At 66.0% G+C, this 13,926-nt stretch carries 7 protein-coding genes and 3 rRNA genes; 5 read left to right on the forward strand and 5 right to left on the reverse strand.

From position 1 onward, the window contains the following. Window position 1 precedes the first annotated feature (1 nt). Window positions 2-1,189 (reverse strand): S-methyl-5-thioribose-1-phosphate isomerase, encoded by a 1,188-nt coding sequence (gene mtnA, locus ACQUQD_RS16425; RefSeq protein ID WP_428952828.1) that lies wholly within the window; start codon window positions 1,187-1,189, stop codon window positions 2-4. Between the two features lie 140 nt (window positions 1,190-1,329). Between mtnA and ACQUQD_RS16430 the strand changes: the two genes are divergently transcribed. The 5 genes from ACQUQD_RS16430 to ACQUQD_RS16450 are packed head-to-tail and all read left to right on the forward strand — an operon-like array spanning window position 1,330 to window position 6,993. Further along, window positions 1,330-2,649: a glycerophosphoryl diester phosphodiesterase membrane domain-containing protein gene (locus ACQUQD_RS16430; RefSeq protein ID WP_428952829.1), complete on the forward strand. Its 1,320-nt coding sequence runs from the start codon at window positions 1,330-1,332 to the stop codon at window positions 2,647-2,649. A gap of 4 nt (window positions 2,650-2,653) precedes the next feature. Beyond that, window positions 2,654-3,346, forward strand: coding sequence for a DUF4129 domain-containing protein (locus tag ACQUQD_RS16435; protein ID WP_428952830.1), 693 nt, complete (start codon window positions 2,654-2,656; stop codon window positions 3,344-3,346). Beyond that, window positions 3,343-4,665 (forward strand): DUF4350 domain-containing protein, encoded by a 1,323-nt coding sequence (locus ACQUQD_RS16440; protein ID WP_428952831.1) that lies wholly within the window; start codon window positions 3,343-3,345, stop codon window positions 4,663-4,665. The genes ACQUQD_RS16435 and ACQUQD_RS16440 overlap by 4 nt, the downstream gene beginning before the upstream one ends. After that, a complete protein-coding gene (locus ACQUQD_RS16445) occupies window positions 4,665-5,654 on the forward strand; it encodes an AAA family ATPase (protein WP_428957579.1) in 990 nt (329 codons plus the stop codon). Before ACQUQD_RS16440 ends, ACQUQD_RS16445 begins: the two co-directional genes overlap by 1 nt. 28 nt (window positions 5,655-5,682) lie before the next feature. Next, window positions 5,683-6,993 carry a DUF58 domain-containing protein gene (locus tag ACQUQD_RS16450; RefSeq protein ID WP_428952832.1) on the forward strand — a complete coding sequence of 437 codons (1,311 nt, stop codon included), beginning with the start codon at window positions 5,683-5,685 and terminating at the stop codon, window positions 6,991-6,993. A 102-nt stretch (window positions 6,994-7,095) separates the two neighbouring features. Here the strand turns inward: ACQUQD_RS16450 and rrf are convergent. From rrf to ACQUQD_RS16470, 4 genes are all read right to left on the reverse strand, one after another. Then, window positions 7,096-7,212 (reverse strand): 5S ribosomal RNA (rrf, locus tag ACQUQD_RS16455). A gap of 88 nt (window positions 7,213-7,300) precedes the next feature. Continuing rightward, window positions 7,301-10,421, reverse strand: a 23S ribosomal RNA gene (locus ACQUQD_RS16460). Between the two features lie 309 nt (window positions 10,422-10,730). Next, window positions 10,731-12,256, reverse strand: a 16S ribosomal RNA gene (locus ACQUQD_RS16465). The 16S, 23S and 5S rRNA genes sit together here, the layout of an rRNA operon. 582 nt (window positions 12,257-12,838) lie before the next feature. After that, window positions 12,839-13,846, reverse strand: a complete 1,008-nt coding sequence (locus ACQUQD_RS16470; protein ID WP_428952833.1) for a stage II sporulation protein M — start codon at window positions 13,844-13,846, stop codon at window positions 12,839-12,841. Between the last annotated feature and the right edge of the window lie 80 nt (window positions 13,847-13,926).

Here is a 13,926-nt window from a genome sequence, read left to right on the forward strand (position 1 = left end):
ATTAGCTCATCGTTACCTGGCGTGACCTGGCACACAGCTCACCCAAGTCTTCAGCTGTCACGGGCGCCACAACGCCCCACTCCGTGACGATCGCCGTCACCAAATCCGGTGGCGTCACGTCGAACGCAGGGTTGTACGCCTGCGTTCCCAGCGGCGCCACGGGAATCCCGCCACCTGCCTCCATTCCGGCCAGCGGCGCCTGCGGCGCCGTGACCTCCGTCACTTCATGCCCGGCCCGCTGCTCCACCTCGATGGACGCACCGTCGGGAGTCTCCAGATCCACGGTCGTCACCGGCGCCACCACGATGAACGGCACATGGTGATATCGCGCCAGCACGGCGAGCGGATAGCTCCCCACCTTGTTCGCCACCGAACCGTCGGCGGCGATCCGGTCCGCCCCGATGAGCACGGCATCCACCTCACCGGCGGCGAACAGCGACCCGGCAGCGTTGTCCGTGAGCAGCGTGTACGCCATCCCGTTGCGCGCGGCCTCGTACGCGGTCAGCCGGGCACCCTGCAGCAGCGGACGCGTCTCGTCCACCCACAGCCGGCGCAACCGCCCCGCCCGGTGCGCGGCGAGCGCCACGGCGAAGGCGGTGCCTTCACCGCCGGAGACCAGCGCCCCGGTGTTGCAGTGCGTCAGGATGCGGTGGTTGCCGCCGGGCAGCAGCTCGTCGAGCAGCCGCATCCCGTGCTCGGCCATCTTGGCGCTGCCCTCGGCGTCCTCCTGATGCAGCGCCCGCGCGGCGGCGAGCGCCGCCTCGGCCGCCCGCTCCCGTACGGCCGCCGAGTCGTCCGCCCCGGTCCCCAGCGCCGCGCGGTAGGCCTCCTGGGCCCTGCGCACGCCGTACCCGAGATTGACCGCCGTGGGCCGCGCCCCGGCCAGTGCGTCCGCCGCGTCCTGCACGTCGAACCCGCGGGCCGCCGCGAGCGCCACCCCGTAAGCCCCCGTGATACCGAGCAGCGGAGCCCCGCGCACGGCGAGGGACCGGATCGCCTGCACCAGACCCTGCGGATCCGTGCAGACCAGCTCGACTTCCTCGGCGGGCAGCCGCGTCTGGTCGAGCAGCACCAGAACAGGCCCCTCGGCCGGTTCCTCCCACCTGATCGCCGGTATGTCGACGACCTTGGGCTGTATGTCCTCGCTGGGCCGTATGTCCTCGCCGGATTGCGCGTACTGATCAGCCATCCGCCCAGTCTGCCCCGTACAGGGCCGACAATTGAAGGTGTCCAGCCCTTACGGGGCCAGGTCACCTGGCGCCCACCCCATGGCACGATGGCAGCCAACCTGCCGCCGCGACCGCGGACGGGCACCTTGAAGGAGCGACGATGAACGACACTCCGGGCTGGGCATCGCCCGGATCTGCCCCCTCCGACGGCCCCGACGACAACCGCCAGGACGGTCAGGACGGCGGCGCCCAGGGCGCCGCCCCGCAGGACGCCGCGGGCCACGGCCCTCAGTGGTCCAAGGAGCAGCCGCCGCCCGGCCAGTGGTCCGCGCCCTCCGGATCCTCCGCCTCCGGCCAGGCCCCGCCGCCGCCTCCGGCGCCCGGCCAGGGCTGGGGCGGCTCGGGCGGATACGGCGGCGGGCAGGGAGGCTGGGGCGCTCCCCCGCAGGGCGGCCCCGGCAATTGGGGCCCCGGTGTCTGGGGCGGCCCGCCTGCCGCGGCCAAGCCCGGCGTGATCCCGCTGCGCCCGCTCGGGGTCGGGGAGATCCTCGACGGCGCGGTGTCCACGATGCGTACCTACTGGCGCACCGTCCTCGGCATCTCGCTCTCGGTCGCCGTCCTCACCCAGCTCCTCGTCGTGCTCCTCCAGGGCTTCGTCCTCAACGACTCCACGACCGATGCCCTGGACGACCCCAACGCCAGCGCGGGCGAGGTCACCCGCGCCATGGGCGGGGTCCTGATCGGCTCGGGCGTGGTGCAGATCGTCACGCTGCTGGGCACGATCATCGCCACGGCCCTGCTGACGACGGTCACCAGCCGCGCCGTGCTCGGCAGGTCCGTCGCCATAGGAGAGGCCTGGCGCGATGCCCGGCCGCAGGTCCTCCGGCTGCTCGGCCTGACGCTGCTGCTGCCGCTGATCGCCGCCGCGGTCGTCCTCGTCGGCACGGTGCCCGGCATCCTCGTCGCCGTGCTGGGCTCCTCCGAAGGGGGGCTCGCCCTCGCGATCATCGGCGGTCTCGCCGGCCTCGTGGTCGCGATCTGGCTGATGATCCGCTTCTCGCTCGCCTCGCCGGCCCTGATGCTGGAGAAGCAGACGATCCGCAAGGCGATGGGCCGCTCCGTCAAGCTCGTTCGCGGCTCGTGGTGGCGGGTCTTCGGCATCCAGATCCTCGCGTCGATCATCGCCGGCGTCGTGGCGTCGATCATCCTGGTCCCCTTCAGCCTCATCGCGGGAGCGGTCAGCGGCGACGGCCTCGGCAGCTTCCTCGACACCGGCGGCGACGTGGGCTGGGCCTTCCTGATCATCAGCGGCATCGGCTCGGTGGTCGGCTCCACCATCACCTTCCCGATCACCGCGGGCGTCACCGTGCTGCTCTACATCGACCAGCGCATCCGCCGCGAGGCCCTCGACCTCGAACTCGCCCGCGCCGCGGGCCTGCAGGGCTACGGGGACACCTCCGGCGCCACCCCGGGGAGCTGATGCGGTGAGCACGCCCGGGGGAGTGCTCAGGGCCGCAGCTTTGCTGACGCGCGCCGGCGGCGACGAGCCGCCGGTGACCATCCCGCGCGATCCCGCGCGGGAGGCGGCCGAACGAGAGCTGTCCAAGCCCGCGTACCACGAGAACGATCCGAGCTGGTTCATGCGCGCCCTGAACAAGTTCTGGGAGTGGGTCGACGACCTGTTCTCCGCCGCCTCCGGTGTCGCTCCGGGCGGCACACTCGGCCTGGTCGTGATCCTGCTCGCCGTCGTCGCCGTGGTGGTGGCCCTGTGGTGGCGCCTCGGCACTCCCCGCCGCTCCCCCACCTCGGCGGCTCCGCTCTTCGACGACCGTCCGCGCAGCGCCGCCGAGCACCGCGCGGCCGCCGAGGCGCACGCCGCCCAGGGCCACTGGAACCAGGCCGTCCAGGAGCGGATGCGCGCCCTGGTCCGCTCCTTGGAGGAGCGCGCCCTGCTGGACCCGCGCCCCGGCCGCACCGCCGACGAGGCCGCCACGGAAGCCTCCCGTCCGCTGCCCCGGCACGCGGACCGCCTGCACGCCGCGGCGCGCGACTTCGACGACGTCGCATACGGCGGCCGCACCGCGACCCCCGACACGTACCAGCGCCTGACCACCCTGGACACCGAGGTGGAACGCACGACGCCGTCCCTGACCGCCGCCCCGGGAGCCCCCCGGTGACCGAGCCCTCCACCCCGAACCCCCACCACGAAAGCGGCAGCGGCAGCGGCAGCGGCAGCGGCAGCGGCAGCCCAGAGGACCAGCCGACCGGCGGGTCCACGCTCACGGCACCGCCTCCCCCGGCCCCGGCCTCCGACGACACCGACACCTCGGCCACCCCCACGGTCCGGCAGGTCTGGACCCGCACGCGAGGCATCGCCCTCGCCCTGGTCCTCCTCCTGGTCGCCGGCGTGGCCATCGCGGCCGTCCGCTCCGGCGAGAAGCACGGCATGCTCGACCCGCGCTCCGCCGACCAGTACGGCAGCCGCGCCGTCGCCGAACTCCTCGCCGACAGGGGCGTCGACACCCGCTTGGTCACCACCACCGCCGAAGCGCGGGCCGCGACCGGTCCCGACACCACCCTCCTGGTCGCCGTCCCCGATCTGCTCACGGCCCACCAGCAGGAGCAGCTCCAGGCCGCGACCGCCGACTCCGGCGGCCGCACGCTCCTCGTCGCCCCCGGCGCCGCGTCCGTCGACCGGCTGGCCCCCGGGGTCACCGCGGACTCCGAACCCAGCTCCGCCACGACGCTCGCCCCCGGCTGCACCCTCCCCGAGGCCCGTCGCGCCGGCCCTGCCGAAACCGGCGGCCACCGCTACGGCACCACGGTCGCCGGCGCGGACTCCTGCTATCCGAGCGGCGGCGCCCCCACACTGCTGCGCCTGCCCGCGACGACCGGCAACGGCGACACGGTGGTCCTCGGCTCCCCCGACATCCTTCTCAACGACCGCCTCGACGAGCAGGGAAACGCCTCGCTCGCCCTGCAACTCCTCGGTACCCGAACCCACTTGGTCTGGTACCTCCCCTCCCTCTCCGACGACGCCGCGGCCGGCGGCGCACAGAACGACCGCAGCTTCTTCGACCTGATCCCCTCGGGCTGGCGCTGGGGCACCCTGCAGCTCTTCATCGCGGCAGCACTCGCCGCCCTGTGGCGCGCACGACGACTGGGCCCCTTGGTCGCCGAGCGCCTGCCCGTCGCGATCCGCGCCTCCGAAACCGTCGAAGGCCGCGCCCGCCTCTACCGCAAGGCGAACGCCCGGGACCGCGCCGCCACGGCCCTGCGTATCTCCACCCGCACCAAGCTCGCCCCCCTCATCGGCGTCCCCCCGTCCCAGGCCCACACGCCCGAGACCTTCCTCCCCGCCCTGGCGCGCCAACTCCCGACGCCCACCCAGGACTTGCACACCCTCCTCTTCGGCCCGCCGCCGACCACCGACGCAGCGCTGATCGCACTCGCCGACCACCTCGACGCCCTCGAAAGAGAGGTACGCCATTCATGATGGACCCGACCACTGACAACGCCGGGCCCACGACCGATCCCCGCAGCTCACGGGCCTCTTTGGAGGCCCTGCGCGCCGAGATCGCCAAGGCCGTGGTCGGCCAGGACCCCACCGTCACGGGCCTGGTCGTGGCCCTGCTCTGCCGCGGCCACGTCCTCCTCGAAGGCGTCCCCGGCGTAGCAAAAACGCTTCTTGTACGAGCCCTCGCGGCTTCCCTCGAACTCGACACGAAGCGCGTCCAGTTCACCCCGGACCTGATGCCCAGCGACGTCACGGGCTCCTTGGTCTACGACACCCACACCTCGCGCTTCTCCTTCCAGCCGGGCCCGGCGTTCACCAACCTCCTCCTCGCGGACGAGATCAACCGGACCCCGCCCAAGACCCAGTCCTCCCTCCTGGAGGCCATGGAAGAGCGCCAGATCACGGTCGACGGCACCCCGCGCCCGCTCCCCGACCCGTTCATGGTCGTAGCCACCCAGAACCCGGTCGAGTACGAAGGCACCTACCCCCTGCCCGAGGCCCAGCTGGACCGCTTCCTGCTCAAGTTGAACGTTCCTCTTCCTACGCGCCAGGACGAGATCGACGTCCTGACCCGCCATGCCGCCGGCTTCAACCCCCGAGATCTGCACGCGGCGGGCATCCGGCCGGTGGCCACGGCAGCGGACCTCGAAGCGGCCCGGTCCGCGGTCGCGAGGACGACGATCTCCCCCGAGATCACGGCCTATGTGGTCGACATCTGCCGCGCGACCCGCGAATCACCGTCGCTCACCCTCGGCGTCTCCCCTCGAGGTGCCACGGCCCTGCTCGCGACGGCCCGCGCCTGGGCCTGGCTGACCGGCCGCGACTACGTCATCCCCGATGACGTGAAGGCCCTCGCCCTCCCGACTCTCCGTCACCGCGTCCAATTGCGCCCGGAGGCCGAAATGGAAGGCGTCACCCCGGACTCGGTCATCAACGCGCTCCTGACCCACGTCCCCGTCCCCCGCTGATCCGAACAAGGCCGGAGACGACACCGACATGGCCCTCACCGGACGTACGGCCCTGCTCGCCGCCCTGGGCTCCCTCCCCGTAGGGATCTGGGAGCCCAGCTGGACGGGCATCCTGGCCGTCAACACTCCCCTGGCCCTGGCCTGCGCCTGCGACTTCGCGCTGGCCGCCCCGGTCCGCCGCCTGCGCCTGACGCGCTCCGGCGACACCTCCGTACGCCCCGGAGACCCGGCCGACGTCACTCTCACGATCACGAACCCCGCGCGCCGCCCCCTGCGTGCGCACATCCGTGACGCATGGCCCCCGAGCGCCTGGCGCCCGGGCACGGAGCACGACGCGTCCCGCCACCGCGTGACGATCCCCGCGGGCGAACGCCGCCGTGTCACGACCCGCCTCCTGCCCACCCGCAGGGGCGACCGCCAGGCGGACCGCGTCACGATCCGCTCCTACGGCCCCCTGGGCCTCTTCACCCGGCAGGGCACGCACTCGGTCCCTTGGACTGTCCGCGTCCTGCCCCCCTTCCACAGCCGCAAGCACCTCCCCTCCAAGCTGGCCCGGCTACGCGAACTCGACGGCCGCACCAGCGTGTTGACCAGGGGCGAGGGCACCGAGTTCGACAGCCTCCGCGAGTACGTGCCCGGGGACGACACCCGCTCCATCGACTGGCGCGCAACGGCCCGGCAGTCGGCGGTGGCCGTCCGCACCTGGCGCCCGGAACGCGACCGCCACATCCTGCTGGTCCTCGACACCGGCCGTACGTCGGCAGGCCGCGTCGGCGACGCACCGCGCCTCGACTCTTCGATGGACGCGGCTCTTCTCCTGGGAGCTCTGGCTTCCCGAGCCGGCGACCGCGTCGACCTCCTGGCCTACGACCGCCGCATCCGCGCTCTGGTCCAGGGCCGCACAGCAGGCGAGGTTCTCCCGGCCCTGGTGACCGCCATGGCCCCTCTCGAACCGGAACTGGTCGAAACAGATGCCCGCGGCCTGACCGCCACGGCTCTGCACACGGCCCCCCGCCGCTCCCTCATCGTCCTTCTTACGTCTTTGGACGCGGCCCCTGTCGAAGAGGGACTCCTCCCGGTCCTCTCCCGCCTGACGAAACGCCACACGGTGGTCGTGGCATCGGTCGCCGACCCCGCGGTCGAAATGATGGCGGCCTCCCGAGGCACCACGGAATCGATCTACGACGCGGCTTCAGCGGCCCAGGCCAAGGCAGAGCGTCTCCGCACCGCGGACAAGCTCACCCGCCACGGCGTCACTGTCGTGGACGCAACCCCCTCGGAACTGGCCCCGGCCCTGGCGGACGCCTACCTCTCCCTGAAATCAGCCGGCCGCCTCTGACATTCCGGAGCCCCGCCACGCGGCTGGGGCTCCGACAAAAATTCGCCGTAAACGCAGAAAAGCCCCGGACCGTATCCCGGTCCGGGGCTTTTCTCAACAATAGTTCGGCGGCGTCCTACTCTCCCACAGGGTCCCCCCTGCAGTACCATCGGCGCTGTAAGGCTTAGCTTCCGGGTTCGGAATGTAACCGGGCGTTTCCCTCACGCTATGACCACCGAAACACTATGAAACTGTCAACCGCACCGCATATGTGACCCATGCGGGGTTGTTCGTGGTTTCAGAACCAACACAGTGGACGCGAGCAACTGAGGACAAGCCCTCGGCCTATTAGTACCAGTCACCTCCACACCTTACGGTGCTTCCAGATCTGGCCTATCAACCCAGTCGTCTACTGGGAGCCTTAACCCCTCAAAGGGGGTGGGAGTCCTCATCTTGAAGCAGGCTTCCCGCTTAGATGCTTTCAGCGGTTATCCTTTCCGAACGTAGCCAACCAGCCATGCCCTTGGCAGGACAACTGGCACACCAGAGGTTCGTCCGTCCCGGTCCTCTCGTACTAGGGACAGCCCTTCTCAAGACTCCTACGCGCACAGCGGATAGGGACCGAACTGTCTCACGACGTTCTAAACCCAGCTCGCGTACCGCTTTAATGGGCGAACAGCCCAACCCTTGGGACCGACTCCAGCCCCAGGATGCGACGAGCCGACATCGAGGTGCCAAACCATCCCGTCGATATGGACTCTTGGGGAAGATCAGCCTGTTATCCCCGGGGTACCTTTTATCCGTTGAGCGACGGCGCTTCCACAAGCCACCGCCGGATCACTAGTCCCGACTTTCGTCCCTGCTCGACCCGTCGGTCTCACAGTCAAGCTCCCTTGTGCACTTACACTCAACACCTGATTACCAACCAGGCTGAGGGAACCTTTGGGCGCCTCCGTTACCCTTTGGGAGGCAACCGCCCCAGTTAAACTACCCATCAGACACTGTCCCTGATCCGGATCACGGACCCAGGTTAGACATCCAGCACGACCAGAGTGGTATTTCAACGACGACTCCCCCTGAACTGGCGTCCAGAGTTCACAGTCTCCCACCTATCCTACACAAGCCGAACCGAACACCAATATCAAACTGTAGTAAAGGTCCCGGGGTCTTTCCGTCCTGCTGCGCGAAACGAGCATCTTTACTCGTAGTGCAATTTCACCGGGCCTATGGTTGAGACAGTCGAGAAGTCGTTACGCCATTCGTGCAGGTCGGAACTTACCCGACAAGGAATTTCGCTACCTTAGGATGGTTATAGTTACCACCGCCGTTTACTGGCGCTTAAGTTCTCAGCTTCGCCAAGACGAATCTTGACTAACCGGTCCCCTTAACGTTCCAGCACCGGGCAGGCGTCAGTCCGTATACATCGCCTTACGGCTTCGCACGGACCTGTGTTTTTAGTAAACAGTCGCTTCTCGCTGGTCTCTGCGGCCACCCCCAGCTCAGAGTGCAAGACTCATCACCAGGAATGGCCCCCCTTCTCCCGAAGTTACGGGGGCATTTTGCCGAGTTCCTTAACCATAGTTCACCCGAACGCCTCGGTATTCTCTACCTGACCACCTGAGTCGGTTTAGGGTACGGGCCGCCATGAAACTCGCTAGAGGCTTTTCTCGACAGCATAGGATCATCCACTTCACCACAATCGGCTCGGCATCAGGTCTCAGACTCATGTGAACCGGATTTACCTGGATCACGTCCTACACCCTTACCCCGGGACAACCACCGCCCGGGCTGGACTACCTTCCTGCGTCACCCCATCACTCACCTACTACCAACTTGGGCCGGCGGCTCCACCACTTTCCATTCCCCGAAGGGTCCGGAACGGCTTCACGGCCTTAGCATCACTGGATTCGATGTTTGACGCTTCACAGCGGGTACCGGAATATCAACCGGTTATCCATCGACTACGCCTGTCGGCCTCGCCTTAGGTCCCGACTTACCCTGGGCAGATCAGCTTGACCCAGGAACCCTTAGTCAATCGGCGCACACGTTTCTCACGTGTGTATCGCTACTCATGCCTGCATTCTCACTCGTGAACCGTCCACCACTAGCTTCCGCTGCAGCTTCACCCGGCACACGACGCTCCCCTACCCATCACAGCAGGCGTTGGCCCTCTTGCTGCAATGACACGACTTCGGCGGTACGCTTGAGCCCCGCTACATTGTCGGCGCGGAATCACTAGACCAGTGAGCTATTACGCACTCTTTCAAGGGTGGCTGCTTCTAAGCCAACCTCCTGGTTGTCTCTGCGACTCCACATCCTTTCCCACTTAGCGTACGCTTAGGGGCCTTAGTCGATGCTCTGGGCTGTTTCCCTCTCGACCATGGAGCTTATCCCCCACAGTCTCACTGCCGCGCTCTCACTTACCGGCATTCGGAGTTTGGCTAAGGTCAGTAACCCGGTAGGGCCCATCGCCTATCCAGTGCTCTACCTCCGGCAAGAAACACACGACGCTGCACCTAAATGCATTTCGGGGAGAACCAGCTATCACGGAGTTTGATTGGCCTTTCACCCCTAACCACAGGTCATCCCCCAGGTTTTCAACCCTGGTGGGTTCGGTCCTCCACGAAGTCTTACCTCCGCTTCAACCTGCCCATGGCTAGATCACTCCGCTTCGGGTCTTGAGCGCGCTACTGAATCGCCCTATTCGGACTCGCTTTCGCTACGGCTTCCCCACACGGGTTAACCTCGCAACACACCGCAAACTCGCAGGCTCATTCTTCAAAAGGCACGCAGTCACGAGATATGTGCAAGCACATATCCGACGCTCCCACGGCTTGTAGGCACACGGTTTCAGGTACTATTTCACTCCGCTCCCGCGGTACTTTTCACCATTCCCTCACGGTACTATCCGCTATCGGTCACCAGGGAATATTTAGGCTTAACGGGTGGTCCCGCCAGATTCACACGGGATTTCTCGGGCCCCGTGCTACTTGGGTGTCTCTTAAACGAGCCGCTGACGTTTCGACTACGGGGGTCTTACCCTCTACGCCGGACCTTTCGCATGTCCTTCGCCTACATCAACGGTTTCTGACTCGTCCCACGGCCGGCAGACCGTAGAAAAGAGATCCCACAACCCCCACGACGCAACCCCTGCCGGGTCTCACACGTCGTAGGTTTGGCCTCATCCAGTTTCGCTCGCCACTACTCCCGGAATCACGGTTGTTTTCTCTTCCTGCGGGTACTGAGATGTTTCACTTCCCCGCGTTCCCTCCACACTGCCTATGTGTTCAGCAGCGGGTGACAGCCCATGACGACTGCCGGGTTTCCCCATTCGGAAACCCCCGGATCAAAGCCTGGTTGACGACTCCCCGGGGACTATCGTGGCCTCCCACGTCCTTCATCGGTTCCTGGTGCCAAGGCATCCACCGTGCGCCCTTAAAAACTTGGCCACAGATGCTCGCGTCCACTGTGCAGTTCTCAAACAACGACCAACCACCCGTCACACACCAAGAACCTTGGCGCTTCACCGGGGCCGGCATTGAGGTCAGGAACAAGTCCGTACCCTCAGATACCCAACAGCGTGCCCGACACCCTCGCCCCTCCATCTCGCTTTCCACGCCGAAGCAGTACTCGCGACCAGAGCAGGTCAAGTGTGCCGAATAATCAACGTTCCACCCATGAGCAACCACCGTCGAACGTTTGCCGACGTAGTGGCCTCTGACCTCGTCCCGAAGGACTCGGTAAGAAGTGCTCCTTAGAAAGGAGGTGATCCAGCCGCACCTTCCGGTACGGCTACCTTGTTACGACTTCGTCCCAATCGCCAGTCCCACCTTCGACAGCTCCCTCCCACAAGGGGTTGGGCCACCGGCTTCGGGTGTTACCGACTTTCGTGACGTGACGGGCGGTGTGTACAAGGCCCGGGAACGTATTCACCGCAGCAATGCTGATCTGCGATTACTAGCAACTCCAACTTCATGGGGTCGAGTTGCAGACCCCAATCCGAACTGAGACAGGCTTTTTGAGATTCGCTCCACCTCGCGGTATCGCAGCTCATTGTACCTGCCATTGTAGCACGTGTGCAGCCCAAGACATAAGGGGCATGATGACTTGACGTCGTCCCCACCTTCCTCCGAGTTGACCCCGGCGGTCTCCTGTGAGTCCCCATCACCCCGAAGGGCATGCTGGCAACACAGAACAAGGGTTGCGCTCGTTGCGGGACTTAACCCAACATCTCACGACACGAGCTGACGACAGCCATGCACCACCTGTACACCGACCACAAGGGGGGCACTATCTCTAATGCTTTCCGGTGTATGTCAAGCCTTGGTAAGGTTCTTCGCGTTGCGTCGAATTAAGCCACATGCTCCGCTGCTTGTGCGGGCCCCCGTCAATTCCTTTGAGTTTTAGCCTTGCGGCCGTACTCCCCAGGCGGGGCACTTAATGCGTTAGCTGCGGCACGGACAACGTGGAATGTTGCCCACACCTAGTGCCCACCGTTTACGGCGTGGACTACCAGGGTATCTAATCCTGTTCGCTCCCCACGCTTTCGCTCCTCAGCGTCAGTATCGGCCCAGAGATCCGCCTTCGCCACCGGTGTTCCTCCTGATATCTGCGCATTTCACCGCTACACCAGGAATTCCGATCTCCCCTACCGAACTCTAGCCTGCCCGTATCGACTGCAGACCCGGGGTTAAGCCCCGGGCTTTCACAACCGACGCGACAAGCCGCCTACGAGCTCTTTACGCCCAATAATTCCGGACAACGCTTGCGCCCTACGTATTACCGCGGCTGCTGGCACGTAGTTAGCCGGCGCTTCTTCTGCAGGTACCGTCACTTTCGCTTCTTCCCTGCTGAAAGAGGTTTACAACCCGAAGGCCGTCATCCCTCACGCGGCGTCGCTGCATCAGGCTTTCGCCCATTGTGCAATATTCCCCACTGCTGCCTCCCGTAGGAGTCTGGGCCGTGTCTCAGTCCCAGTGTGGCCGGTCGCCCTCTCAGGCCGGCTACCCGTCGTCGCCTTGGTGAGCCACTACCTCACCAACAAGCTGATAGGCCGCGGGCTCATCCTGCACCGCCGGAGCTTTCAACCCCCTCAGATGCCTGAAGGAGTGTCATCCGGTATTAGACCCCGTTTCCAGGGCTTGTCCCAGAGTGCAGGGCAGATTGCCCACGTGTTACTCACCCGTTCGCCACTAATCCACCCCGAAGGGCTTCATCGTTCGACTTGCATGTGTTAAGCACGCCGCCAGCGTTCGTCCTGAGCCAGGATCAAACTCTCCGTGAATGTTTCCCCGTGATCGGGGTGACACCACGAGAGCGGAACAAGGAGAGGAATAATCCCCTTGTTCACAGCGTCCTCGCTGTGCGCCTACCAGCCACCAGGACCGGCAGGACTTTTTCAAAGGAACCTCAACTCACCGAGGTGAGTCGGGGTATCAACATATCTGGCGTTGATTTTTGGCACGCTGTTGAGTTCTCAAGGAACGGACGCTTCCTTTGTACTCACCCTCTCGGGCTTTCCTCCGGGCGCTTCCCTTCGGTATTTCGTGTTTCCAACCTTACCAGATCCGTTTTCCGTTCCGTTTCCGGTTCGGAATTCATTTCCGGTGGCCGTTGGAGGGCCTTTGCCTTTCGGCTGATTCGACTTTATCAGAAGTTTCGGACCGGTCTGACCGGCTCTTGCTTTCCGATTAATCGGGGGCTTCGCGAATGAATGTTATTTCGTGAAGCGCGCTAGATTCTAACCGCCGCAGCCGAACTTGTCGAGTTCGGGGCAACTGTTCGAATCTACCTCCCCAGTCGGGCCGTGTCAACGGTCTTTCCGGGGCGAAGAGGAGACTAGCAGGTCAGCGAGGCCGGATGCACATCAGGCAGCGGTCGGCAGGACCGCGCTGCGCTCGGCAGTCTCCAGGTCGCCGCTTTCGCCTTCACGGACCGCGCGGGCCCCGAGGACATAGACGTAGGTGAGAAAGGCGAGTTCCGCGGCGATGCCGATCCCGATGCGGGCCCAGGTCGGGAGGCCGGAGGGGGTGACGAAGCCTTCGATGGCTCCGGAGACGAAGAGGACCAGGGCCAGGCCGATGGCCATGCCGAGGGCTGCGCGGCCCTCCTCCGCGAGGGCTGTCCTACGGGTGCGAGGGCCGGGGTCGATGACCGTCCAGCCGAGGCGGAGTCCGGTGCCTGCCGCTACGAAGACCGCGGTCAGTTCGAGGAGGCCGTGCGGGAGGATCAGGCCCAGGAAGGTGTCGAGCCGGCCGACGGAGGTCATCAGGCCGATGCCCACCCCGACGTTGAGCATGTTCTGGAAGAGGATCCACAGGACCGGCAGTCCCAGGAAGATGCCCAGGACCAGGCACATGGCGGCGGCCTGGGCATTGTTCGTCCAGACCTGGGCCGCGAAGGACGACGCCGGGTGGCTCGAGTAGTACGTCTCGTACTGGCCCCCCGGGCGGGTCATCTCGCGGAGCTCGGACGGGGCGGCTATGGACGCCTGAACTTCGGGGTGAGTGCCGATCCACCAGCCGATGAGGGCGGCTATCGCCGTGGACACGAGGGCAGTGGGGACCCACCAGTGGCGTGCCTTGTAGACCGCTGCCGGGAATCCGTGGGTCAGGAAGCGGGTGACGTCGCGCCATGAGGCACGGCGGGTGCCGGTCACGGCACTACGCGCGCGTGCCACGAGTTGAGTGAGGCGGCCGATGACCCTGGGGTCAGGGGCGCTCGACTGGATGAGGGAAAGGTGCGTGGCCGTGCGCTGGTAGAGGGTGACCAGTTCATCGGCCTCCGTGCCGGTCAGGCGGCGTCGGCGGCGCAGCAGGGCGTCGAGTCGGTCCCACTCGGCCCGGTGGGCGGACACGAAGACATCGAGGTCCATCCGGTCTGCTGCTCCTCGCTTTCCGGCACCTGTGCGGCGCGATGTGCCCTCAGCTTGGCAGACTGGCGGTTCCTAGGGCA

This window comes from Streptomyces sp. cg35, from assembly GCF_050410835.1.
Taxonomy (GTDB): Bacteria; Actinomycetota; Actinomycetes; order Streptomycetales; family Streptomycetaceae; genus Streptomyces.

Coding starts and splice junctions, on each gene's coding strand:
- ACQUQD_RS16445 (WP_428957579.1), top strand. CDS start 4,665: ATGGACCCGACCACTGACAACGCCGGGCCCACGACCGATCCCCGCAGC.
- ACQUQD_RS16430 (WP_428952829.1), top strand. CDS start 1,330: ATGAACGACACTCCGGGCTGGGCATCGCCCGGATCTGCCCCCTCCGAC.
- mtnA (WP_428952828.1), bottom strand. CDS start 1,189: ATGGCTGATCAGTACGCGCAATCCGGCGAGGACATACGGCCCAGCGAG.
- ACQUQD_RS16450 (WP_428952832.1), top strand. CDS start 5,683: ATGGCCCTCACCGGACGTACGGCCCTGCTCGCCGCCCTGGGCTCCCTC.
- ACQUQD_RS16470 (WP_428952833.1), bottom strand. CDS start 13,846: ATGGACCTCGATGTCTTCGTGTCCGCCCACCGGGCCGAGTGGGACCGA.